A 24,948-nucleotide genomic window follows, 5' to 3' on the forward strand; every position below is an offset into this window, starting at 1 on the left:
GGCTGCCGACCGAGGGACGGCTCTTCGAGGCGCCGTACAACCGCTACGACGCCTACCGCGTCGCCCTGGCCTGTTCGCCGATCTGGAACCTCCGCTGACGCTCCGCCAGATTACCGCGCAAGCGCGGTAATCGAATTCCGCAAGCGGAATTCTGAGTGCGTGTCAATTCGCGCAAGCGCGAATTGAGGGAATCCCGCAAGCGGGATTCCTGAGGCTGGCAGTAGGGGGTGGGTGCATCCCGCGCGGGACTGTGTAGGGCTTGGGATTCCCAGCTACCACCCCTGCAACGAATGTGACAGGCCATCGGCTGACGGGGTGCCGGCCACGGTAATGAGGGGTTCCGCTGCGCTCCACCCTGACCCCCTCCCCCATCGTCTGACTGTCCCCGGCACGTTCATCGCAACGCCCTGCCAGCATACAGGGAACCCAGGCTTTCGTGGGTGAGATTGAGTCATGTGCCACCCTCATGGGGCGAAGTTGGTGTGCGGGTGATGCATCACGAGTCCTGGCTGTGTAGAGTCTGGGGTCAGACGTTACACCCCAACCTTGCGCCTGGATTCCATTTGTTATTACGCGCTGCATTCCGCGAAAAGGAGAGAACGGGGCATGGCCGTGAAGTTGCGTGATCACCAGATCGAGGCCGTTGCTGCCATTGTTCGGGGTCTTGATGTTCCGCCGGGTGGTATTCCCTGGAATGGTCTTCGTGGGCAGGTGCACGCGGCGTGTGGGACGGGGAAGACGATTATCGCGGCGGCGTCGGCGAAGCGGCTTGTGCCCAGGGGGCGTGTGCTGGTGTTGGTGCCGACGTTGGATCTGCTGGCGCAGACGGTGAGGGCGTGGCACGAGGCCGGGCACAAGGGGCCGGCGGTTGCGGTGTGTTCGCTTCAGGACGATCCGGAGCTGTGGTCGTTGAAGGTGCGCTCCACGACGAACCCGATCCAGTTGGCGCTGTGGCACGGCCAAGGGCCGGTCACCATCTACGCCACCTACGCGTCGCTGGGTGTCCTGGCAGAGGCTTTCGAGGGTGCCTACGGTCAGAAGCTTGCTCCAGTAGACCTCGCGGTCGTTGATGAGGCTCACAGGACTTCCGGTTCAATGGGTAAGGCCTGGGCCGACATCCACGACCAGACCGTCATCCCGGCCTCCCGGCGGCTGTACATGACGGCCACACCGCGGATCTGGGAAGAGCGGCTCAACCGGGAAGTCGCCGAAGGGGTGCGGGATCCGTTGCCGCGGGAGATGGCGGCGTCCATGGACGACGAGAAGGTCTTCGGGCCCGTCCTGTACAAGCTCTCGCTCGCCTCTGCCGTGTCGCGCGGGCTGTTGGCGCGGTACCAGATCATCGTGCTGGAGCTGAAGGACCCAGTCGTCACCCCAGAGAAGCTGATGGGCGAGGAGCGGCACACCGAAGAGGTCCGCGGGCAGCGCCTCGGAGCCCTCCAGGCCGCGTTGTTGCACACGATGGCGCAGCACGACCTGTCGACGTGCATCACCTTCCACCACCGGACGATCGAGGTGCAGGCGTACGCGGAGGGCCTGGAGCGAGTTGCGGCGAAGCTGCACGCCGACCAGCCGGAGAAGTACCCGGCGAAGATCTGGGCGGACTGGCTGTGTGGCGAGCACGTCCCCGAGCGCCGGCGGGGAGTCCTGGGCGGCTTCGGGTCCACAGCGCTGCGGGCCGTCCTCTCGAATTGTCGCGTTTTGGGTGAGGGCGTCGACATCCGCGCCGTGGACAGCGTGGCCCTCCTTGATCCCAAGGGTGCTCCGCACGACATCGTCCAGGCCATCGGTCGGGCGCTCCGGCAGAAGCCCGGACAGGGCAAGGTCGCCTCCCTGATCGTGCCCGTCTTCCTTCAGCCCGGAGAAAAGCCGGAAGACATGTTCACCTCGGGATCGTATCGGCCTTTGGTGAAGGTATTGGAAGGTCTGCGCGCTCACGACGAAGAAGCAATCGAATTGCTCGCGATTCCGCAGGAGCCTCAGAAGGACGTCGCGCAGCCGTCCGTGAACATCGGTCCGGCGCCCGAGGAAGGCGAAGACGAATCTCGTCTCCTGCTCCGTTTTGCCGCCCCCCGGGATCCGGTGATGGTCGCCAACTGGGTCTCCTTCAACGTGATCGACACCGAACGGCAGGACTGGGCACGCGGGTGGGCGAAGCTGAAGACGTACGTCGAGCGGGTCGGGAACGCGAGGGTGCCCTACGGACACCGCGAGGGCGCGACACCCCTTGGACTATGGGTCGCGGAACAACGACGCGCCTACGCAGCCGGGCAGATGACCGGCCAGCGCGCCCGACGGCTCGAACAGCTCGGCATGGTCTGGTCGCCGGCCGATGAACGCTTCCAAGAAAACCTCGAAGCCGCCAAGGCCTACTACGACCAGCACTGGACCCTCTGCGCCCCCCGCACCGCGACAACGCTGGGCAAGCCGTTGGGGATGTGGCTCGCGAATTTGCGGCGACCCGGCGCGCTGGAGGGCCACCCCGAATGGAAGACGGCACTGGAGACCGTGGACGAAGACTGGAACCCGGACTGGCCGGCGGAATGGCAACGCCACTACGCCGCCGTGCGCGAGCTGGTGCGTGACGAAGAGGGCCAGGCCGACGTGATGCCCGGCGTCACCGTCCACGGCATGGACATCGGGAAATGGCTCGCCAAGCAGCGCAAACCCGACGTCTGGCAGACCCTGACAGAGGGACAGCGCCAACGCCTGGAGGCCATCGGCGTCGTCCCGCTGGCCCCGCCCGCGGAGCCGAAGGCACCCGCCACGGCACCCCAGACGGCCTTGAGCGCCTTCGAGAAGGGCGTTGCGGCCCTGACGCAATACAAGACCCGCACGGGCTCCTTGACCGTCCCACGAGGGCACGTAGAGCAGTTGCCGGACGGAACCGAAGTCCGGCTCGGAGTGTGGATCATGAACACCAAGACCCGCCGGACCAAGCTCACCGACGACAAACTCACCGCGCTCGCCACGCTGGGACTGGAATGGGCGCGGTAGGGTTAAAGAGTGGGATAATTTGTTGGTTAAGGAGTATCGGGTTCTGGCGTGAAGGTGCAGGGAAATGGCATCCGAGGAAGAGCTGTTCGCGTCCGTCGACGCTCTGTTGAACGAGGAGCCGCACCTGCCGCCTCCGGCGGAGCGTGCCCGGCTGAGGGAGGCTGCCGGCATCACCCAGGCCCGTCTCGCCACCGCGTTGAAGACCACGACCCAGTCGGTGAAGAACTGGGAGAACGGCCGCTCGGAGCCGAAGTCGCCGCGCCTGGACGCCTACCAGCGGCTGCTGAACGGGTGGGCGGCGAAGTACCCCGCCCCCGGCGTGACTCCGACAGCCCCGGTTGCCGCAACGGCGTCCGCGGCATCTACCGAACCGGCTGCGTCCGCGGTGGAGACGGCACACGCCCCGCAGGCTCCCGCTGTCCCAGCAGCGGGGCCGGCCCGTCTGGCCGCCCGGCCGGCCGCGGCCGCGCGGCGCCCGGCCTCGAGGAAGGCGGCGCAGCCCGCCGCCGACCCGCGTTCCCCGCATGGCCCGCTCGCTGTGCTCGACGGTGACGGCTCCGCGTACGCCACGGGCGGCATCGTGCTCGACTGCCCCGCGACCACCGTGGTGGAACTGGTGGAGTGGACGCTGCGCGAGTCCGGGCTCGGTGCGCCGCGCCTGCACCGCAACGGCAAAGACAGCGACCCGCTCGTCGTCCTCACCGCCACGGCCGCCGTGAAGCTCGGACTACCCGAGCGCCTGGAAGGCCACGAGCAGCGCCGCTCGCTGCGCTTGCCCGAGGACCACCCAGTGGTCAAGCAGGTGGTGAAAGCGAAATGGCGGCTCACCCAGCGCGGGTTCGGCCCCTGGGCAAGGATCTACCGCAAAGTCCAGGGGCGCGAGCGGCAGTGCGTGCAGCTGGCGATCCTGTCGTGGGACGCCCTCGATGAGCGGTCCTGGCCCGGCGTGGCAGAGATGGAGCCGGCCGACATCGCCCGTGTCCTCGGCATCTACGCCCAGCGGGTCATCACCCCGCGCGGGTCGACGGCCGTCTCGGGGCTGGAGCTCATGACGGCGCTGCGGCCACCCACACGCGCCACGCAGGACCCCGCCACCGGCAACTGGGTGCCCGGCCACAACCCCGGCTCGCTGGGCACGGAGCCGATGGACCCGGCCCCGCCAGAGGCCACCCCCGAGCACCCCGTCGTCGTCGACAGCGGCTGGAACGGCGGGTTCCTGAACGAGGAGGCGTACCAGTGGGTGCGCGACGTCAGCCTGCTGAGCGATGAGGAGTGCACGCTGCCGTACGCGGTCGGCCTGGACCTGAACACCGCCTTCCTCGCCGCCGCAGCCCGCCTGGTCGTCGGCCTGTCCGCCCCCGACCACTTCGTGGGCCCGGTGTTCAACCCGAAGATCCCCGGCTCCTGGCTGGTCGACCTGTCCCACGTTGAGGTGGACCCGCGCCTGCCCTCGCCGTTCACCCCGGACGGCACCCGGCCGACCGGGCCTGCCTGGTACCAGACACACACCGTCGCCTACGCCCAGGAACTCGGCTACAACGTCGCTCCGCTGGAGGCGTACCTGCGGCGCGAGACCGGCGCGTACCTGGACCCGTGGCACGACCGGTTGAAGAACGCCTACGTCGACACCCTCGCCGACCTCGGCGTCACCCGGGACCTGGACGACCGCGCCTTCCTCGCCGCGATGGAGCGGCACAAGGACGTCGACCCGGCCATGGCGGCGGTGCTGGCCGCGATCAAGGCGACCGTGAAGGGCGGCATCGGCAAGCTCCGCGAGCGCCCGCAGGGCAAGCGCTACCAGGAGGGCGAGCGGTGGCCGGCCCTTCAGCGCCCGACCTGGCGCCCCGACATCCGCGCCGCCGTCATCTCCAAGGCGCGGGTCAACATGCACCGCAAACTGCGCAACATGGCCACGATGACGGGCCTGTATCCGCTCGCCGTACTCTCCGACTGCGTCGTCTACCCCAGCCCCGGTGCCAGCCCGCTCGCCTTCCTCCCCTACGCGGCGTCCGGCAAGCCCCAGCCCGGCGGCTTCCGTCTCGGGCCCACCCCGGGTCTGGCGAAGCTGGAGGGCGTCCAGTCGATGCTCTGGGCGGTCGACCTCATGGAGCAGGGCTACAACCCGGCCCGGCACATCAAGGGCGGCGACGCCGTCCTGGACGAAGGCGAGTAGGCGCTGTGGGAGAGATCGACGACGCCATCGAACGCGCCGACCGCGAAGCGTTCACCCGCCAGCCGCCCAAGACCCTCCAGGCCCGCATCAACTTCCTGATCAAGCAGCTCAAGACGACCAAAGCCGTTGCCCAGGAGATCGGGGTCAGCCAGCGGTCGGTGGAGCGCTACCGCAAGGGCGAACGCAAGCACCCGCCCCAAGCCATCGCCGAACGGATCGACGCCGCCGTACGGGCCCGCTGGCAACCACAGGTCCGCAAGCGCCGCCAGAAGCAGGCCGCCACCACGCGCGGCATCACGGTGGAGACACGGGCCCGGTTCGGGTACACCGCACCCATCGGCACCACCGACGACGGAAGATTCCGCCGCCTCACCGTCCACCTGCCCGCCACCTACGCACAGCGCCTGTTCAACGCCCGTGACGCCGGAGCCAGCGACCAGCAGATGCGCCAGATCATCGCCGAAGGATTCAAAGACATCTACTTCCAAGACGGCGGAGCCCGCGCCCTGGGACTCTCCGACGTCACCCTCAACGACATCGACTACCTCGACCTCGACTACTAACCCCCGGCAGCAACCGGGAGCCCGGACCTGCTCGTTGAGCCGAAACACGATCGTTGTCACAAGCCACGGGATGGGTGGGGAAACTGTTGCTGGCTGCGGGTGCCTTTCGGGTGGCTCCCCTGCAGGGTGAGATGACCCTGTCGTTCCTGGGGCGGATCGCGGACAGATACGGCCTGACGGTGCGGAGTCTGCTGTCGGCGGTTACCGAAGTGGCTGGCCAGCAGGGCGTCGTCGGGGCTCTACAGGGCGACAGTGAGGTGTTCTTGAACGCCTCGGCCCGGGACCGGGTCGCGGCGCTGTGTCGTGTGCCGCAGGTGGGCTTGCACCGTGCGCTGCCGGCCTGGACGCGGGAGGAGCCGCTGGGCCCCTCGAAGGAGAGGCCGGCGGCGCGGCTCCACAACGGGGTCGAGACGGTTGCCGCCTGGGGTCCGGCGTGCCCGGGCTGTGTTGCTGCGCGGACCGGTCGCGTTGCACCAGCCCGGGTGTACCTGGCGGCGCACCAGCGAGTCTGCCCACGCCACCGGTGCTGGCTGATGAGCGTGCCTGGCAGCGGGGGCCGCGTCGTCGGGCTGGCCGGATGCCCGGAGGTGGTCCAGGCGCAGGAGGAGCACCGCAGGCTGCTGCGCCGCTCCCCCGTCGCTGGTTCGGCGTTCGAGGTCGCTGAGGCGGTCACCGCCTGGTGGTGGGCGCAGAAGTGGCCGGAAGAAACTCTGTGGCCGGCGAGGCTGTGTGCGACGGTTCCCGGGGGCGAGGAGCCCGGGCGGTGGCGGGTCCTGGCCCGCGGCTTGGTCACCTATCCGGAGACGGTGGCCGTTGCCGGGGTGTTGGTAGACCAGACGGTGAGACGCCATACCCAGGTGCGCGGCCACCTCCCTTTCTGCCTGGGTGACCTCCCCATGCTCATCAGTGAGCTGGCCCGCTGTCTGCGGCGGCCTTGGCTCACTGATCGCCTGGCATCGTGCATGGACGGACCGCTGTTCGCCTGGGCGCACCAGTGCAGCAAGACGGCGGAAGTGGCGGACGGCGACGGGCAGCGGTTGCTGTGGAAGGTCCATCCCGCGCACCGGCCTCGTCCCTTGGCTGACGAACTCGCCCAGCACCTGCAGGAGACGGCCGACGGTGAAGCCGCAGAGGCACCGCCCCCCAAACGGCGGCGCGGCCACAGCCGGCAAGCCGACGAGGCCTTCGAAGCGGGCCTGACGCATGCCCGGGCCTACGCGGCTGCGCGGGGGAATCTGGCCACACGGGCGGACACGCTGCAGGACGGCTTTCCCTTGGGGGCGTGGATGACCAACCAACGCATGCTCCGCCTCGGGATGTCTGCCCGGCGCAGCGCCGCGCTGCGGGCACTGGACCCGTACTGGGACACGCCGTGGCCGACCCTGTGGCAGCGCACCTACCACCAGGCCAGATGCCACGTCGCGGAACAGGGCCCGTTGGATGCGCGGGGAGGATTTCCCGGTACCGGCCTCAGCCTGGGCGAGTGGCTGTACCTGCAGTGCACCCGGTATCCGGATCTGCATCCTGAGCAGCAACGGCTCCTTGCACGGCTGGGCATCGATGCCACGGCGGCTCGTGATGCCCGGCCCCGGCGTCGCAGTCAGCGTGCTGGGGAGCAGGAGGCGCTCGCCCATGCCCGTACCTGGGCTCTGAAACACGGGAGCCTGGCGGGAGTCGGTGTCAGCACGGTGCATGAGGATTACCCGCTGGGCAGGTGGCTTTCCGACCGGCGCGGCCAGATGGGGCGCGGAGTGCTGTCGCCAGGCCGTGCCGAGGCTTTGACACGGATCGACCCGTGGTGGCGGCCGCCCTGGCACTTGTGCTGGCAGCGTTCCTACGAGCACGCGTGCCAGCAGCTCCAGCACGTTGGTGGCGGGGAGTTGAGTGAGGGCTTTGCGCTCATGGACAAGCCGGCGCAGGAGTGGCTGCGCATCCAGCAGCACCGCTACCACCTGCTCCTGCCAGGCCAGCACGATCTCCTCGACCAGCTCGGCCTGAAGCCGGAGACGGCCATCGCCGAAGCACCGGCCGCCACGGCCAGTGCGTCTGCCGCGCCCGTGCGGGCCCCGGGTCGCCCGCAAAGGGACGGTGCGGGAACGGTGGGATGCCTTCCTGCGGTCGCACAGCACAGGCCGCTGGGAGTTCCGCGGGTCGGACAGCGCCCCGACCACCGCGCCCGGTTCGACAGCGCGCTGGTGCACGCCCGGGCCTGGGCCGACGTCCACAGGCACCTGGCCGTTCCACGCGATACACGGCAGAGCGGCTTCGCGCTCGGGATGTGGCTGTTCAGCCAGCGCAACCGCGCCAAGCAGCGCGCCCGGAAAGGCAAGCCCGCCTCACCGCACCTCAAGCAACTGGCCGCGATCGATCCGTGGTGGAACCCGCCGTGGGACCTGCACTGGCAGCGCAACTACTACCGCGCCCGCGACTGCATGCGTGCCGGCCGTGGAGCCGACACGGTGGGCGGTCTTCCCGTCGGGAAGGACGCCCTGGGTATCTGGGTCAAGCGACAGTGCACCCTCTACGAGAGCCTTCACCCCGACCAGCAGCGCCTCCTCGCCGCTATCGGCATCACCCCCGCAGCGGCCCAGGCGCGGGTCGGCCCCCGTGAGTCCAGGCGGCTGACCACCACACCGCGCTTCGACACCGACGTCGCCCATGCCCGCTCGTACACGGCCCGGCACGGACACCTTGCCGCACACGTCGGTGAGCAGCACGAAGGGTTCCCGATCGGGCGGTGGCTGGCCGAACACCGCCAACGCGCCCGCAAAAAGAGCGGGACGTCGCCTCAAGCCCGAGTTCTGGCCAGCCTGGACCCATGGTGGAACCCGCCCTGGGACTTCACCTGGCAGCGGCAGTACCACCAATACCGCACCACCCGAGTCGCCGGGCAACCCATCTCACCCAAGCTTCAACGCTGGGCATGCAAACAGACCGTCCTGTGGGATCGGCTCGACCCGCCCCAGCAAAGACTTCTGACAGCCATCGGCATCCACCCCGGATAGAGCAGACAACGATGGAGGGCCTCCGCAACCAAATGGTCCGCTCGCACCTTTCCCGACCGTGTGGCGACACGTCCGAGGCGCCGAAGAGCGTGCCTGGCATGCGAAAGCATGTGCGGTACGTGCTCCTGTGAGGCGCGGCCGCGGCAAGGCCGTCGTTCGCTGCCCCGCAGAGGAGGCCGTCACTGTACGTCTCCTGAGACCGCGGTGGTCACCCGCTTGGCCCGGGTGAGGGCCACGTAAAGCTTGCGGTGGTCTTCGCTGTCGGAGCTGAGGCCTTGTCGCAGGGTTTCGCGCTCCGGGCCGGTGAGGCACACGCCGACGGCGTCCCATTCTCGGCCCTTGGCCTGGTGGGCGGTGAGACCGGGGATAATTCGGGATGCAGACGTGTGGAGGCGTGCTCTTAGGTTCTCCAGGCGTGCGGTGTGGGTGTGGTTGCGTCGTCTGGGCAAAGGACGGTCGGTTTCGCTGGCGACAACGGTGTTGAGGGAGGTCCAGATCTCGGCGATGCCCGTCGTGCCGGCGAGGTCAGCGGCGATGGTTTGGAGGGGGGAGCGCAGGCGCTGCGCCGCTTCGTGGTCGATGCCGAGGGTGGTGAGGGCGTCGTTGTGGAAGGTGGCGTTTTCCCCGAACGTCCGCTGGGTGATTTCGCTGAGTAGGAGGGTGCAGGCCGCTTCGTGGATGTGGCCTGTGGTCGATCCGTAGGCAAGGGGCAGGACATGGGGACCGGCCTCCCACAGGGGTTTCCATCGCAGGGCGAGGAGGACGTCCATGTTCTCGATCTGTCCTTCAAGAAGGGTCACCCCCTGTCCTGCACGCAGTTGGTCAGCCAGTAGGGCTTGTTGGGCGCTCTTCCACCGGAAGGAGGTGCGCAGGTCGCGCTGGACGAAGCAAGCATCCTGGACCAGGTAGGGCACTTGTTCCGGGCGGGCGCCACGGAAGCCGTACAGCGCCTGCCACGGATCACCGACCACGGTGACCTCCAGGCCTGCGTCGGCGGCAAGGCGGACCAGGGACAGATCAAGGGCATTGGCGTCGAAGATCTCGTCGACGATCAGCGCGCGGGCGGTCTGGGCGAGGCGAACGAGCAGGACGTCGCGAACGCCGTGGGCGCCCAGGGCCGATTCGAGGAGATGGCGTGCATCCTGGTGCGTGCAGTATCCCTCAGCCAGGGCCTCGCCGACGTCCACGGTGCTGGGTCTGTTCGCTTTCCCGGCCCGTCGCACAACCTGTGTAATGACCTGGCCTGTTTCCAGGGCCACGGTGGGTTCTCTGTCGGTCCATTGAGTGGATAGCAGCACCCGCCAGTGGTCGATGACGGTGAGGTGGCGGTGGCCTGCGGGCCACCGCACGTGGCCGGTGTGCAGGAGGTGGGTGAGCAGGTCGCACACGATGGTGTCGAGTGTGACGATGCGGTGCGGCCAGGCGAGAGCGTCCGGGCCCCATTGGCTGAGCACACGGTCACGGAGTTCGGTTGTCGCGGAGCGGGTGAAACTGACCGCGATGACGGCGCGCTGGTCGTTGCCGTGGAAGCGCTGGATGCCGAAGCGCTGAGCCGCCACGGTGGTCTTGCCGGATCCCGGGGCCGCTTCGATGTAGAGGCGGCGGCGGGGTGTTCCAGCCGCAGTCAGCTGCTCACGGGTGAGAGCGCTGGCGGTCTCAGCTCGGGTCACGGTCCGTGTCCCCCCATGGGTCCGCTGCCCACGGTTCAGATCCCCAGGTACCAGCTGCCCACGGATCGGTGTCGGCGGGCTGCGCCGGGGCTGTGGGCCAAGCTCCTGCGGGAACGGGCGCCGGCGGCGTAGCAGGGCTGCCAGGGTCGGCCGGGGACAGGTCAGGGACGGTGGGCGGCACAGCGGGCAGGGCGGCTCCCTCCTCTGCTTCCTCCTCGGCGCCGTCTCCGTCCTGAGGTTCTGTGGGGTGCGGGAAGAGGAAGTCGAACAGGTTCTTGAGATGGCCGGGGACCTGGACCGGTTTGCCGTGTTCGACTGCATCGGCCAGGAGAAAGGCCAGTGCGTCGGCGAAGGCCGCCTTGTCCTTGGCATGCGGGCCCGCCGGCACGTCGGGGGCGCCCTTCTTGCCTTTACGGGCGCTCTTGAACAGGTTGTGCACCGTCTGCGGGGTGATCGGCCCGATGGGTGCTGCGCCGATGTCGGTCAGTGCGGTCTCGATGAGCTGCTCGTTGCCCTGGGTAATGGACGGCTCCAGTGTCGGGTGGCTGATGAAGGCCTGCACAACGGCCGGATCGTGGTCGGCTAGCCAGGCGGGCGGGGTGGGCTCTTCGTCGAAGGGCTTGTCGCTGTCGCGCAGAACGGCCAGCCGGGCGCATATTTCCGCGTCCTTTGTCGCCAGGAGCCGTGAGGTCCATGGCCCAACCTTCGTCCCGACGTACATGATGCTGAGCGCCTCAATGAAGGCCTGCTTCGCCTCGTCCGGACCAGCCCAGGCCCTGCCGAAGTCACGGAGGATGGCGGCTTCGGTCACGCCTTCGACCACGACGAGCCGTTCGGCGAACAGTGCGGCCGAGCGGCTGGCGTCCATGTGCAGGCGGGCCATGCGCAGTGTCTTGTCGCGCTCGGTCATCGGGATCGTGGCGATCGGTCGGCAGACTCGCTGGCCGTCCGCCGTGCGTCGCAGTACGACCAGTTGTTCGGGGTCGCAGGAGGTGATGATGTCGGTGGCGTGACTGGAGAGCACGATCTGCAGTTCCGGGCGCTCGCGTACGGTCTTGCGGAGGTAGCGCACGAGGGCGTGCTGCAGCTGGGGGTGAAGGTGGGCTTCGGGCTCCTCGATGACCACGGTGGCGTGGAACGGGGTGCGGGGGAAGAAAGAGTCCGCCTCGGATTCGGCTTCCGCCACTGCCTGCGTGCGGCGGTCCCGCGCCAGTTGTTCCTCGTCCGCTTGTGTCAGTTCCCCGGGTTCGTCGCTGGTCTCGGACGCCTCCTCTGCGGCTGCGGCTGCGGCGCGTGCGGTGGAGTCGGGTATCGCGGCCAGCGTGACGGCCATGTGGAGCAGGTTGACGTAGCCCAGACCCGAGACCTCCAGCGGGCGGGCCGCTGTGCGGCCTTCGACGACGGCCAGCATCAGTTCCAAAACACGCGCGAGGTAGGAGTCGTCTATCACCTGTCCTCGCACGTAGGACCACTGGCGCTGCACGCCCGAGGTGAGAGAGGCGAGATGGGTGCTGATGCGTTCTTCGACGGCTTCAATGAGCCCGTCCTTGGCGAGGTTCTCCAGGAGCCGGGAGGCCTTCACCCGCAGCGGCACCAGGCTGCGGCTGCCGTCGAGGCGTTCCTGCTGAGCGCGCAGCAGCTCGATGAGGATCCGGGTCTCCCGACGAGCCAACTCATCCAGGGGGTGGCGCCAGGCTGGCAGGTAGATGAACTTGAACGGGTCTGTCCCCAGACCCGGTTGCAGTATTCGGTGCCGGTCGACCTGAGCACGGACCGTGCCCAAGTTGCGCTGGAACCCGCTGAACCATTGCTGTGCGACGCCGCCGGCGGAGCGGTGCAAAGAGCCCAGAATCTGTTGTCCCAGGGGGCCCTCGGCATCCGCGGGGGTGTGCTCCAGGCTGTACTGCACCTCAACTCCCGGTGCAGCACCCGCACCGAGAACAGCAGCGCTCTGCCTGGGCAGCAGGGGAAAGCGGCTGGTGTGCGCCAGGTACAGGGAATCGGTGATCGTGGTCTTACCGGCTCCGTTCGCCCCGATCAGAACGCTGAAGCGTCCCGGCAGCTGACACTCGATCTCTCTCTCAGCGCTCGCTCTCAGCCCGGAGACCTTCACGCGGCTCAGATACAACGGATCCCCCTAACAACCCTGACGGCACAACAGCTTCCATCATCACCGCTGGCACGGACACCCCTCACCTCAAAACGCACCGCTCCCTCGCCGTCGTACATCAGCAGGCGCTGTTGGACAGCACGGGCGTCGTGGGTAAGTCCGGCACTTCCTCCGGGAATCGCCCCTTCAAGTGAGAACTGGCACCTAGAGATATCTGGGACCGGACAACCGGCCTGGGTCTGCAGTAAGCGGGATCAGCCGCCTGCCCCGGGCGACCCTCCGCTGCCTCATCGAGGGCTCTATGCGGCCTGTTTGTCCTGGGAGGGCGACGGCGGGGCCTGGGCGGCAGATTCGGTCTGAGCCTGCCGGACCATCTGCTCGTAAGCCCGGACCCACCTGTCCAGGCTCCTTGAGCGTGACGGGACGTCCCGCAGAATGCGGACCGCCGAGGCGAGCCAGGGCTGAACATCCGCTGCCCTGACGACGTGGCAGGCCTTCAGGAAAGCGATGGCCTGCGGCGGGTCGACCGGCAGTACGTCTCCCTCGATGATGCGACGCGCGGTGGTGCGGGGCAGGATGCCGGGGCCGGACATGCGCTCCATCTCGCCGGGCGTTGGGTAGCCGGCCCACACATGCTGGTGCCGCAAGGCGCGCACGAGGTCTGCCGGACTGGACAGCAGCGTGGGATCGGGTGCCTGGCGGACGTAGAAGGGAGCCCGTGTGGCCCGTCGGGCTTTGATCCACAGCTGGCGGGCACGGTCCATGAAGAGCTCGGGGTGGAGTTCGCCCTCGCTGGCGGTCGCGAGGATGAACTCCTGAATAGTCTCCCAGGACGGCACGACTGCACCGGAAGCAGCGCGTTCGAATGTCGCGGCGGACACCACTGTGCTGCGTGCGACCATCTGCTTGTGGGTCATCTGGGCGTGGTGCCGGCGGGCGCGCAGGAAGTCGGCGAGTTTCGCTTTCTCCGGCACGGTGCGGTCGACGGGGTTCTCTCGGCGTCCCATGGTCCTCGCCTCAGTTCCCGGCGCTGAAGTAGGCGCGCACGAGACGGCTGAGACGGCCCGCGCCGCGACCCGGTACGACGGCCAGGACGACGATCGCCACGCCGATGCCGCCTGCTCCAGCAAGCAGTTGCAAAACGTCATGGACGGTGTGCGGGCGAGGAGCGAGGAAGGCCGCAGTGACGATGAACGCGATGATCACGCACGCGTGCGGCATCCCGAACCGGCCGCAGGCCACGGTGTGGTCGGACGATACCGACCCGACGGTGGCGGAATTCGGCGCGGCAGAGGGCTTGCTGCCCATCAAGATTCTCCTGACTACCGTCCGGCGACCTGCCGATCGCCGGACGGTGCTATCTGGCTCCAACCTGTGGCCCAGGCGTGCGTTCAAGCGGGAGTTGGCGCTCCCAGCGCACGAACGGGCTGCTACTGCGGCACAGTTTCCCAGCCCCTATGGCACTTCTGAGGGGCGTCAAGCATTTGCCTCACCAGCGCGCCAATGTGCACTTCTTCCTGAAGGGGGTGCCGTCCACCACCATGTCGGCCCCCTCGGGGCGGCCCCGAAGGGCCTGAGCGGATGAAAACAATGCAGGTCACAGCGTTGCGCTCGGTCCTACCACGGCTGACTGACAGTCGTGAGTACACCGGAAATTCGGGCAAAGACGCAGGTCAGGGAAAGTGAAGCTAAAGTCCGTGACCGTGTACCGGGTACGTTTCAATCAGCCCCTTCACTCGATTGGGGGAAATCGACGGTAGGGCATTGACCTGCGTTGATTCAGTTTCGTGCCTTCTGGCTTCGGCAGTCTCCCTACCTAGGGAGGCAGACTTCTCATCACAGGCAGCCGTGAAACGGCCTGCCTGCCCTGATTGCTACTGGCTCCAACCACCGCAGCAGGGAGGGCAGGTGTTGGCGCACCAGCCCCGGGTGAAGCCGATCCCCACGCCACGTCGGCCGGGGCATCGGCTTCACGCGTATCTGAATCAGCCCCCGCCCGGTCTCCGGCACACGCCCGGCCGCCGCACCCGCCCAGACCGGCGCGGTGGCCGCAGACAGCCGGATCCGCCAGGACCAGACAGGGGAGGAACGCAGCCGCAATGGCTGACGCCGACGGGATGGTCCACAGCGGCAGTCTCTCTCCGGGGATCTTCCGTGTCGCGCCCTTCGCCCGAGAGACCACATCGTCGCTGATCTGCCGCACCGCAAGCCGCTACGGGATGGAAGCGAAGGTGTTGCGTTCGTACTGGCAGTGGCGCAACTACCCGCCGGGGCACGACGGCGGGGGCGCACGGGCCGACGCCGAGGTGCTGCTGAACGCAGCCGGACGGCATCTCCTGGCAGGCCTGTGCGGCGTCGAAGAAGACGTGCTTGCGCGGGCGTTGCCGTCCTGGGGGCAGGAGGGCTCCAAGCTGTCGACCGGAAGGAACGGGGTGCCGGCGGCGGCGTGGCGGACCGGGGGCGCGGTCGCCGGGCCGGTCGCCTTCGGTTGCCGCCTGTGCGCGGCCCGGCGTACGGGGACGGTCGTGCGGGTGGTGCGGTACGCGCCGCGATGGGAGCGGGTGTGTGTCCGGCACGGGCGGTGGCTCCTGGACGCGGACGCCCACCAGCCTCTTGAGCATCTGGACGTACGGGATCTGCCGGAAGTAGCCGCGGCGCAGCGGCGGTGGACCGGTGTGGCGCGGCGGGCAGCACGGGCCGGAGTAGAGCCGGAGCGGGTGTTCGCGCTGGCGCACGCGGTGGTCGCCCGGTGGTGGGAGCAGGCCCTGCACTGGGAGCGAGAAGTCATCTGGCCGCAGCGGCTGCACCAGGTCGCGGGCGGCAACGCCGATACAGAGCTGGAGCGGTGGCGGATCGTGGGCCGGGACACGGTCGTCTTCCCCGAAGTGGTGGCCGTTGCCGACGCACTGCTGGACCCGGTCATGGCCGAGCTGGTGTGGAGGGACAGCGGTGCCGGGCGGCCGCGGCCGCTGCCCGCCGACGGGTCGTTCTGCCGCCGGCTGGGCGAGCGTGTCGGGCGGGGGTGGCTGGGGCCGCTGGCTGCCACCGACTACGGCGGCCCGCTGACCTCGTGGATGGGCGCGGTCATCCGGATCCGCCGCGGCGCCGGGGGCCCGCCTGGCTACGGCAACGATCCGTGGTGGCTGAGGCAGGAGCACCAGCCTGTCACCATGGCCGCCCAGCTGCGCGTCCTGTCCAAGGAACGCAGCGCGCCCGGCTCGGGCACCACGTGGCGCTCTGCGGTGCCGGCCGAGCAGCGGGCGCTGATCACCAGCCTGGTCAACGACGCCGAAGAGCAGCTGACCCAGCTGCGCGGCGCCCAGTACGGCAAAACCGCCGACGCCGCGCAGCAGTTGCTGGGCAACCTCGGCCATGCCGCCACACTGATCGAGCAGGCCGTACGGGAGACTGCAGCAGGAGCCCTCACGGCCGGGATGGCACTGGAGGATCTGGCACGCTGGGCCCGCCTGCCGGCCGATGCCCTCGCCGAAGCACTCGCCGACCACCACAACGAGCAGCAGGCAAAAGGGCGGTGAGCATGCATCAGGAAGTCGGCAGGGCGTGCACGGGCCGTCGTCCGCCGGGGCGGTACCTCATCGCCCGGCACTCGTGATCAAAATCCGTGAAGCCGCCCGCCAAGCAGGCAGAACGGGCTTGACTGGGGCGCGTGGGCAGCAAGAACACAGCGGCCGCATCGGGCGGCCGCTCACAGCACATGCAGACGGATACCGGATCCGAGTGGGAGGCGGTCTTCGTCGACCCCATCGGGCAGATGGTACAGCAGCGGTGGGCGGACGCGGTCCTCGCGGTGGCCTTCGAGGAGCTGGAGCCGGTGTCGGCGTTCCCGGTGGTGCCAGGGCGGCGGTGGGGGCCCGGCCAGTGGTGGTCGGCCACGACCGGCCGGCATGTGGCCTGCGGGTCGGCCGCGATGCGGGCGCAGCTGATGGTGCTGGACCGCGATCCTGAGGTGGTCGGCCTGGCCGGGCGGCCGGTCCGTCTGCTGTGGCGGGACGCGCGCGGCCAGGTGCGCTCGTGGGTACCGCAGCTCTTCGCCCGCCACCGCGACGGCACCGCTGTGCTGGCCGACTGTCCCAGCCATCCGGAGGCCGGCGGTGAACGGGCCCGGAAGGCCGCGAAGGTCCTGGAGGCGGCGTGCGCGCAGGCCGGCTGGAGCTACCGGCGCCTTGAGCCGCTGGAGAAGACCCTGACGGCGAACCTGAAATGGCTGGCCGGCTACCGCCACCCCCGCAACGCCGGCCGTCCCCGTCTCGCGGCCGCCGTCCGTGAGACGTTCGCACAGCCGCGGCCGCTGATCGAGGGCGCCGAAGCGGCGGGCGACCCGATCGAAGTCCTGCCCGTCGTCTTCCACTCCCTATGGCACGGAAAGCTGACGACAGACCTGGAGACGCCGCTGCACGAGCGGGTCCTCGTCAGCACCGGCGCCGACGGTGCGAACGGCCGCGGCGGCCCGGGCAGCGGGGATGGACGATGAGCGTGCGGCGTGGCGGGCGGCCGGTGCTGCAGGTGGGAGCGCACGTCCGTTTTCGTGACCGCGTCTGGCAGGTCATCGCTGTGGCGGGGCAGCAGGTCCACATAGCAGGCGAGACAGGCGAAGACGAGACGGTCGTGGCCGGGCATCTGTTCGCCGACCCGTCCTTCACCATCGTGGGCGCCGAGATGCCCCAGGCCGTGACGCAGTGGGGTCTGTTCGAAACCGCGCCGGAGGAGGCGCGGCGCAAGGCGCTGGCCTGGCAGCGGCACATCCGCGAGGTGGAGTCCGGCCTGCCCGGCGGGACGGACAGCGGCGGGGTGCCCCGGGCCGAGTACGATCCCGACCGGTTCACGCTCGCGCAGCGCGAGGAGGCCAAGGCCGCGGAGCTGACCGCGATCGGCTTCGGACCTGTCTCCCGGACCACGGTGCAGCGCATGCGCCTGGCCTACCGCAAGCAGGGCCTGTGGGGGCTGGTCGACCACCGCACCACCCGCCGGCCCGTGCCTACCGGGCGCACCGACGAACGCGTCATCGCCGCCATCGAGGAAGCGCTGCGCCGCCAGCGCGGCCGCTCCAAAGGCACCGTCAAGGGCCTGATGCCCCTGGTCACGCAGATCCTTACCGACCGGCACGGCCGCGGCACAGTGACCGTCCCCTCCCAGGCCACCTTCTACCGGCTCGTCCACCAACTCGCCGGTCCCGCCGAACACCCCCACCGCCCCGCCCGCACTCTGCCCTCCCCGGCCGGCAGGCGGGCGTTCACTCCGACCGTGGCGCTGCGGCCGGGCGAGCAGGTGCAGGTCGACACCACGCGGCTGGATGTCCTGGCCGTCTTCGACGACGGCACCACCGGCCGGCCCGAACTCACGATCGCCGTAGATGTCGCCACCCGCGCCATCCTCGCCGCCGTCCTGCGCCCGGCCGGCACCAAGGCCGTGGATGCGGCCCTGCTGCTGGCGGAGATGGCCGTCCCGCACCCGGCCCGCCCCACCTGGCCCGACGCGCTGCGCCTCACCCACACCCAACTCCCCCAGCTACAGCGGCTGATGACCCTGGACGAACGCCTTCAGGGCGCCGCCGCCCGTCCGGTCGTGGTGCCCGAGACGATCGTCGTGGACCGGGGCAAGATCTACCTGTCCACGGCGTTCAGCGCCGCCTGCGAAACTCTCGGCATCAGCGTCCAGCCCACCCCGCCCCACGCCCCCGCCGCCAAAGGCATCGTCGAGCGCACCTTCGGCACCATCAACGCCCTGCTATGCCAGCACCTGCCCGGCTACACCGGCTCTGACGTCACCCGCCGCGGACCGGATGCCGAAACCGAGGCCTGCTTCAGCGTCGCCCAGCTGCAGGACCTGCTGGACGAATGGCTGATCCACTACCACCACCGCCCCCACGAAGGCCTGCGCCACCCCACCCTGCCCAAGAAGGCCCTCACCCCGAACCAGATGTGGGCCGCGCTCATCGCCGTGGCCGGCCACGTGCCCCTCCCCCTCAGCGGCAGCGACTACCTCGAACTGCTGCCGGTGCGCTGGCAGGCCATCACCGAACGCGGCATCCGCGTCGACCACCGCACCTACGACCACGATGTCCTCGCCCCTTACCGCGGCCAGCCCTCCCCCGTCACGGCGCGCGGCGGCAAATGGGAAGTCCACACCAACCCCCACGACGCCCGCCAGGTCTGGATCCGCCTGCCCGACGGACACCTGTCAGAGATCCCGTGGATCCACCGCGACCACATCCACGAGCCGTTCAACAGCGCCACCTGGCAGCACATCAAAACCGTCACCGCCCGCCACGGCGACCGCGACACCCACGAGGCCGACCTCGCCGACGCCCTCGACCAGCTCATGCGCCGAGCCCAGACCAGCACCGCCACCGCAGGCGAGCAACGCCTGATCACCCGCACCGCACCTCTGAAAACGCCCCCGCCGGCGGCCGACCACCGCACGCCCCACACCCCGGGCCCTCAGGCCGACGGATGGGACGACGACAGTCTCGACGACCTCGACGGCCTGCCTGACGACCCAGAGCAGGCTGATGGCGAGGAGGAAACCGTCGACAACGGCGACGCGCCCGTCCCGTACACCGGGCTCGGCCTCTACGACCCCGCCCAGGAAGCCCTCAACTGGTGACCAGCCCCGCACACAACCACCACGCCACCACCGACACCGAGGTACCACTGCCCGGCACGCACGCGGCAGAGCCGGAGTGGCCGATCACCACCTGGCAGGGCTGGCAGCACTTCGCCACCACCCCACCCCTCGCCCCGCCCCAGCCCGGCGACGCACCCCTCAGCACGGAAGAACGCCTCGCCTACCACTCCGCGTTCGTCACCGTCCGCACCCCAGCCATCAACACCCTCGCCACCCAGGTCCGCACCCTCATGCTGCTCGGCCGCCACCAGCAGAACACCGCCCGCCCCTCACTGATCGTCACCGGCCCCGCCACGGCCGGGAAAACGACCGCCCTCCTTGAAGTCGGACGCACCTGCCACCTCGCCCACACCCGCAAACACCCCGCCCCGCCCGGACGCACCCACCAGCAGGTGCCGGTCGCGTACCTGCTGGTGCCGCCCGGCGCCACCGCGAAAACCCTCGCCATCGAATTCGCCCGCTACCTCGGCATCCCCGTCACCACCCGCATGACCCAGGCCCAGATCACCAGCGCCGTCTGCCACACCTACACCCAAGCCGGCGTCCGCCTGGTCCTCATCGACGAGATCCACCGCCTCAACCCGCGCACCACCACCGGTGCCGAAGCCGCCGACCTGCTCAAAGACCTCACCGAACGGATCAAAGCAACCTTCGTCTACACCGGCATCGACGTCGCCGCCACACCCCTGTTCAGCGGCATACGCGGCGCCCAACTCGCCGGCCGCGCCAGCCTCATCACCTGCGGCCCCCTCCCCGCCCGCCACGGAAGCACCCGCCCCTTCACCGACCTCATCACCGACATGGAGAACGCCCTCGACCTCACCCAGCACACACCCGGCACACTCCCCCGCCACGCCTCCTACCTCCACCAGCGCACCGCCGGCCGCATCGGAAGCCTCGCCCGCCTCATCCGCCAAGCAGCCATCACCGCCATCTGCGACGGCACCGAACGCATCACCAAAAAGGCGCTCGAAGCCATCCAGCTCGACCACCTCGCCGAAGAAGCAAGCCGCCCCCGCACCCGCCAACCCGCCAGAACGGCATGATGCGGACATGAAGACGACCACCCACCACGGCGCAGCACACGCCGACGGCTGGACCGCACGCGACATCGACACCGCGCTGTACTGGACCGGCTTCAGCCCTCAACCATCAGCACCGACCGGCCAGCAACCCGCTGACCAGCACAAACCCTCACCAGCCCTTTAGATGCCGGGCCTTATCACCAACAGCACTCCTCTGTTATCAACAAACTCAGAACAACCACAGGCCAGATGCCCCATCAGCATCGCCTCCAGCGCCCCGCAAGCACCGGCACCGCTGTCAATGGATCCACAACACCCCAGCTCAAGCCACCCTCACCACACCAACTACGAACCCCGGAATCACACCTGTGATGATGTCCGTGTGACTCACCGCGTCAGCGCTCTGATCTCGGCCTTCGCTTTCTTGCGAGCGCGGTGTTGCTCGCCGGCGCCGCTCGCGAGTACCTCTCCGGGGCATCGGCTCTCTGGATCGTGGCTGGAGCTGTGATCTTCCTCAGCGCCTTCTACGCACTCGTGCGGGACGTGCGACGACTGCGTACAGGACAGACGTCCTGACGAACGGCACCGATCCGAACCGTGCCTTCGGTCGTTGGTCCGGGCGTGCCGTTGACTGATGCGCAGTGGGCGCGGATCGAGCCGTGGCAGAGCGCTGTTCCTCTCAAGCGGTCTAAGGTCCTCCGTCCGTGACGGCGGGACCGTTCCTCCGGTACGAAGCGGGTGACCTCCCCGGGCGCGTTCTCGTTGAGGACATCGCGCATCTCCCCGTTATGCGCGCATGGGGGCCCGGGCGCGCCTCGTGAACCCGCCCGGGTCCCGCATCCTGACCACTCCCGGCGGACTCCTCACCCCCGAGGCCCGGACAATCCCCACGGCCCTTTTCGACCGGGCCTGTGGGGCGTCTGGCGGTCAGGTGCGGCGCTTGAACAGCGCCGTGAGCAGACCGGGGTGCTGCAGCTGCCGGGACAGGTCGGTCCGGCAGTCGGGGCAGTGCCGGCCATCTTCTGCAGGCGCGTCTTCGTAGCGGATGCCGGGCTGTCCTGCCCGGGGCTGCCCGCACCGCTCGCACAACTCCGGAGCGGACGGCTCGGGCGGTTCGGGGCGCTCCTGCAGCGGCACCGGCTGCCGCGCGGCGGCCGGCTCACCCCAGCCTGCTGCCTGCTCCTGCCGTTCACGCTCGCGTTCTTCGTTGCGCCTGCGGCTGCGTTCGTCGTCGCGTTGGTGCCAGGCATCGGCGTCGTTGGGGTTGGCCAGGGCGGCGTCGAGGGTTTCCCACTGGCCGTGTCCGCAGCGCCACCACACCGCCGCCCGCGGACCTTGTGCCTGAAGTCGTTCGAGGGTGGAGAACAGGATCGGGATGGCGTCGGCGTAGTTGTAGTAGCCGTCCGGCTCGGTGTCGCCGAAGCCGTCCATGCGTTCGTAGCTGCCGGACCAGATGGCGCGGGTTGCGTTCATGACCGCGTTCATGCGGTTCTTCAGCGCCTGCGATCCCATCCTCGTGCCCGGGTTGAAAACCACCACGACCGGCGGATGCCCTTCGCGGCCGGTCGGCGGGTACAGGTTCCGCCACGCGGGAACGTCCCGGCCACGGTGGTCCTTGGCCTGCAGGCGGAAGAAAGAATCGCAGGTACTTGTCGAACTTCGCGGCCACGACATCGGCCGCCTCCGTGCAGTTGTCGACCTCCACCAGCAGCACCGGCACCCCCGCTTCCGGCGCCTGCAGCACCGCATCCGCACGGACACCGGACCGGTTGCGGCCCGTGCTCGGCAGATTCAGCACCACCTCCGTCGACCACGCGAAAGACACTGCCGATCCCCTCCGGCGCGGCCGGCACGGCTGGCACGGTCGGTGCGGTCTCGGTCGCCGGGGCAGCTGCTGAAGCGCGTGCGCTGGGAATCGGACGGGTGGCAGCCGGCGGAGTACGGGTGATGGCGATGATCGTCTCGTTCACGGCCATTGCGTGCGGGGCTCCGGAACGGGCAGCACCCCGCGCGATACCACCCCCGGCGGCGAGCGGTCGTGGCGGAAGTACAAAGTGCGGATGACCACCGAGGCCATCATCGGCGCCGTCACTGGCTCCCGTACTGCGCCTCGCACGGTGCTGCTGGGCCGCTACGACACGGCAGGCCGCCTGCAGTTCATCGGCCGAAGCACCACCCTGTCCCAAGCCGCCGGCCGCGCACTGACCGACGTGCTGGCCTCGCCCACCAGTGCGCACCCCTGGGAGGGCTGGACGTTCTCGGCAGGCTGGGGAACGCAACGCACCCTGGACGTCACCCTCGTACAGCCCGAGGTCGTGATGGAAGTCGCTGTCGACATCGCCCGCGACGCCTCAGGGCGATGGCGGCACCCCGCCCGCCCCCACCGCGTCCGCACCGACGTCGACCTGGCGCAGGTACCGCTGTTCGGCGAAACCGCCCCCTGAACCTGCCGTGGGCGGGCCCTTGGTCGTGGCGGCCCGCGCCCCAGCCGGTCTGTGGTCAGGGGGTGCCACCGGAGCAGTAGAATCGGCAGCTCAGGCCCGGGCCAGGCGTGCGGAATTCACCGGGGCGCGGGCCGTACAGGGCTCGGCCGCCGGGCTGCCGAGCTCGGTAAGCAGGGCGACGTCCGTCTTGTGCGATTGATCTCTGCATCCAGCAGGGGATGTGGCCTTGGGGACGCAAAGTGCTTCGACCTGTGGGGAGGGTGCTCTGCGCAGACCTACTCTGCGTTTTCCTTGCCCATGGAGATTGCCGCGTGCGTCACGTTCAGTTGCTGACGTCCTTCTTGATCTGTACTAGTGCCTCATCCCACACGTCGCCTCCATCCGCCCAAGTCCACAGCCATTGGCGCAGAGACGGTGCTGCGTAGCGCAGGCCGTCGTGAGGGTTCTGGCCCCAGTCGGGTTCCCAGCCGTCGGCGTCCCAGAGAAGCACCGGGTTGTCGACCGCTATCAGGGAGACGTGCCACTCCATGGTGCAGCCGCCGCCGGTCAGGAAGAACCACGAGGCCGGTGGCCCCCATCCTGGCCGCTGGTCATGGAGGGCGGTTGCGCAGGGCCAGCCCTGGACGTGCCAGTGCGGGATGCTGCGCGGTATCAGTGATGCGAGGCCGCCATCCGGTCCGAATCCTCCGTCACCGATCTCGGTGTAGACGCGTCGAAGCAACTCGGGCAGCCGAAACCCGAGCTTCTGTTCCGCGTCCTTGACTTCGGCGAACGTGACAGGCGGGAAGGGCTTGTCGGGGAGGCTTCCGCGGGAGGGGGAGGCGCCTCCCGCGCCCCATGTGAGTGCGTGCAGCCTCTCCAGAAGCGCGTCGTCGTCCGCAGCAGTGCGGTGGGTGGCATCGATCACGAGCCGGAACTGTAGTGGGGAAGGGTTGCTGCTTCGGAAGCTCGGCGTCTCTTCGCGACTTCTTCGCGCATGAGGTCGTGGGTGCGTGTGCTGTGCCAGAGGGTGCCCTCCCACTGCACGTACTGAGGGTCGCGGTCGTGTAGGAGGACGGGCTTGAGGTGGCCGTGGAAGAGGAGTGTGCGGCCCTGGTTCCGGCGGAGCCGAGGTTGTGCAGCTCGTCCACCAGGACATCGCCGACCGGGCGATCAAGGACCAGATGACCTACCGCGGCTTCCTCGCCGAACTGCTGATGGCGGAGTGCGACGACCGGGCCCGCCGCAGGTCGGAGAGGCGGATCAAGGCAGCCGGTTTCCCGCGGGAGAAGTCCCTGCGGACCTTCGACTTCGACGCCAACCCGAACATCGACCCGGCGACCATCCAACCCTCGCCAGCTGCGAATGGATCAAGAAGAGCCAGCCCCTCTGCCTCATCGGCGACTCCGGCACCGGCAAGTCCCCCATGCTCATCGCTCTGGGCACAGAAGCCGCGATGAAGGGCTACCGCGTCCGCTACACACTCGCCACCAAGCTGGTCAACGAGCTGGTCGAGGCCGCGGACGAGAGGCAGCTGAACAAGACGATCGCCCGCTACGGCCGCGTCGATCTCCTCTGCATCGACGAACTCGGCTACATGGAACTCGACCGCCACGGCGCCGAACTCCTCTTCCAGGTCCTGACCGAACGCGAGGAGAAGAACAGTGTCGCCATCGCATCCAACGAGTCGTTCGGCAAAGCGCACATGTTCCGGCGAACCCGTGCCAGGTGCTGCCGAAACTTCACGGGTTCGTTGGTGTCGAGGAGGCTGCCCAGGCGCCTCGATGTTCGCGCCACGCGGTCCTGAGGGCTTCGAGCTCGGATCGGGGGAAGTGCTCACCCCACTTGCCGCGGTATGTGCTCTCGCCGTGCTCCCTCACGACCTCGTCGAAGCAGCGGATCACTGCTCGGGCAACGACGTCGATGTTCTGCTGGGTGGACCAGATCTCGGTCCCCCTGTTGTCGTGGGCGCTACCGTTGGGCAGCTCGAGTAGGCGGATCCACACGTTGGTGCCTTCACGGTAGAAGATCCATCGGAAGGCGGTGGGCTCGGCCTCGAACTGCGCTCGGCATTCTGTCTCGCCGACGATCAGCCGGGTTACTGCCGTCAAGAGATCTTCGGGGGCAGTGGTGATATAGGAGGCCGTGACTTCGGCTTCCGCCTGGTGGTCGCTGACGATGCAGTCGGCCCAACCACGTCCGGACAGGACCCAGGCGAGTCGCAGGTGGGCCATCGTTCCCTTCTTTCAGCCGCGGGTTCCCTGTGCTGATTACCGAGGGCCCTCGCACCCGTCCGAGTCTGGGACACGGCGAGACTGGTGACCAGCGGATTCTCTG

At 68.9% G+C, this 24,948-nt stretch carries 17 protein-coding genes and 1 pseudogene; 11 read left to right on the top strand and 7 right to left on the bottom strand.

What is annotated here, in order from left to right; all coding sequences use genetic code 11:
* Positions 1–606: 606 nt before the first annotated feature.
* The 4 genes from AB0O67_RS21975 (at position 607) to AB0O67_RS21990 (ending at position 8,738) form a co-directional block, all read left to right on the top strand.
* Positions 607–2,997 carry a Helicase associated domain protein gene (locus AB0O67_RS21975; RefSeq protein WP_365452487.1) on the top strand — a complete coding sequence of 797 codons (2,391 nt, stop codon included), beginning with the start codon at positions 607–609 and terminating at the stop codon, positions 2,995–2,997.
* A gap of 64 nt (positions 2,998–3,061) precedes the next feature.
* Positions 3,062–5,170, top strand: coding sequence for a helix-turn-helix domain-containing protein (locus AB0O67_RS21980; RefSeq protein WP_365452489.1), 2,109 nt, complete (start codon positions 3,062–3,064; stop codon positions 5,168–5,170).
* A 5-nt stretch (positions 5,171–5,175) separates the two neighbouring features.
* Complete coding sequence (locus AB0O67_RS21985; protein WP_365452491.1) at positions 5,176–5,733, top strand: XRE family transcriptional regulator; 558 nt, start codon at positions 5,176–5,178, stop codon at positions 5,731–5,733.
* A 110-nt stretch (positions 5,734–5,843) separates the two neighbouring features.
* Positions 5,844–8,738 carry a Helicase associated domain protein gene (locus tag AB0O67_RS21990; protein WP_365452493.1) on the top strand — a complete coding sequence of 965 codons (2,895 nt, stop codon included), beginning with the start codon at positions 5,844–5,846 and terminating at the stop codon, positions 8,736–8,738.
* Positions 8,739–8,917: 179 nt separating this feature from the next.
* Here AB0O67_RS21990 and AB0O67_RS21995 read toward each other — a convergent pair whose 3' ends face one another.
* From AB0O67_RS21995 to AB0O67_RS22010, 4 genes are all read right to left on the bottom strand, one after another.
* Complete coding sequence (locus AB0O67_RS21995) at positions 8,918–10,408, bottom strand: UvrD-helicase domain-containing protein (protein ID WP_365452495.1); 1,491 nt, start codon at positions 10,406–10,408, stop codon at positions 8,918–8,920.
* Positions 10,395–12,536: an AAA family ATPase gene (locus AB0O67_RS22000; protein ID WP_365452497.1), complete on the bottom strand. Its 2,142-nt coding sequence runs from the start codon at positions 12,534–12,536 to the stop codon at positions 10,395–10,397. Before AB0O67_RS22000 ends, AB0O67_RS21995 begins: the two co-directional genes overlap by 14 nt.
* 281 nt (positions 12,537–12,817) lie before the next feature.
* Complete coding sequence (locus AB0O67_RS22005; protein ID WP_365452499.1) at positions 12,818–13,525, bottom strand: hypothetical protein; 708 nt, start codon at positions 13,523–13,525, stop codon at positions 12,818–12,820.
* A gap of 10 nt (positions 13,526–13,535) precedes the next feature.
* A complete protein-coding gene (locus tag AB0O67_RS22010; protein WP_365452501.1) occupies positions 13,536–13,826 on the bottom strand; it encodes a hypothetical protein in 291 nt (96 codons plus the stop codon).
* Between the two features lie 791 nt (positions 13,827–14,617).
* Between AB0O67_RS22010 and AB0O67_RS22015 the strand changes: the two genes are divergently transcribed.
* The 5 genes from AB0O67_RS22015 (at position 14,618) to AB0O67_RS22035 (ending at position 20,372) form a co-directional block, all read left to right on the top strand.
* The gene (locus AB0O67_RS22015) at positions 14,618–16,054 is read left to right on the top strand and encodes a DNA-binding protein (protein ID WP_365452502.1); all 1,437 of its coding nucleotides are present in this window, start codon (positions 14,618–14,620) and stop codon (positions 16,052–16,054) included.
* Positions 16,055–16,233: 179 nt separating this feature from the next.
* Entirely contained in the window at positions 16,234–17,010 is a 777-nt protein-coding gene (locus tag AB0O67_RS22020) for a TnsA-like heteromeric transposase endonuclease subunit (protein WP_365452533.1), read from the top strand.
* The gene (locus tag AB0O67_RS22025) at positions 17,007–19,142 is read left to right on the top strand and encodes a Mu transposase C-terminal domain-containing protein (RefSeq protein WP_365452504.1); all 2,136 of its coding nucleotides are present in this window, start codon (positions 17,007–17,009) and stop codon (positions 19,140–19,142) included. Before AB0O67_RS22020 ends, AB0O67_RS22025 begins: the two co-directional genes overlap by 4 nt.
* 83 nt (positions 19,143–19,225) lie before the next feature.
* Positions 19,226–20,209 (top strand): TniB family NTP-binding protein, encoded by a 984-nt coding sequence (locus tag AB0O67_RS22030; protein WP_365452535.1) that lies wholly within the window; start codon positions 19,226–19,228, stop codon positions 20,207–20,209.
* A gap of 7 nt (positions 20,210–20,216) precedes the next feature.
* Positions 20,217–20,372: a hypothetical protein gene (locus tag AB0O67_RS22035; RefSeq protein ID WP_365452506.1), complete on the top strand. Its 156-nt coding sequence runs from the start codon at positions 20,217–20,219 to the stop codon at positions 20,370–20,372.
* A gap of 743 nt (positions 20,373–21,115) precedes the next feature.
* Here the strand turns inward: AB0O67_RS22035 and AB0O67_RS22040 are convergent.
* Positions 21,116–21,661, bottom strand: coding sequence for a hypothetical protein (locus tag AB0O67_RS22040; RefSeq protein ID WP_365452508.1), 546 nt, complete (start codon positions 21,659–21,661; stop codon positions 21,116–21,118).
* Between the two features lie 587 nt (positions 21,662–22,248).
* Between AB0O67_RS22040 and AB0O67_RS22045 the strand changes: the two genes are divergently transcribed.
* The gene (locus AB0O67_RS22045) at positions 22,249–22,632 is read left to right on the top strand and encodes a hypothetical protein (protein WP_365452510.1); all 384 of its coding nucleotides are present in this window, start codon (positions 22,249–22,251) and stop codon (positions 22,630–22,632) included.
* 322 nt (positions 22,633–22,954) lie between these two features.
* Here the strand turns inward: AB0O67_RS22045 and AB0O67_RS22050 are convergent, their stop codons facing one another.
* Positions 22,955–23,539, bottom strand: a complete 585-nt coding sequence (locus tag AB0O67_RS22050; protein WP_365452512.1) for an SMI1/KNR4 family protein — start codon at positions 23,537–23,539, stop codon at positions 22,955–22,957.
* Positions 23,540–23,765: 226 nt separating this feature from the next.
* On the opposite strand from AB0O67_RS22050, the pseudogene AB0O67_RS22055 reads away from it, so the two are divergent.
* Positions 23,766–24,307, top strand: a pseudogene (locus tag AB0O67_RS22055) (ATP-binding protein); the annotation flags it as partial.
* 46 nt (positions 24,308–24,353) lie between these two features.
* On the opposite strand, the gene AB0O67_RS22060 reads toward AB0O67_RS22055, so the two are convergent.
* A complete protein-coding gene (locus AB0O67_RS22060; protein WP_365452514.1) occupies positions 24,354–24,845 on the bottom strand; it encodes a hypothetical protein in 492 nt (163 codons plus the stop codon).
* Positions 24,846–24,948 lie beyond the last annotated feature (103 nt).

It is taken from the genome of Streptomyces sp. NPDC086077, assembly GCF_040686175.1.
Taxonomy (GTDB): domain Bacteria; phylum Actinomycetota; class Actinomycetes; order Streptomycetales; family Streptomycetaceae; genus Streptomyces.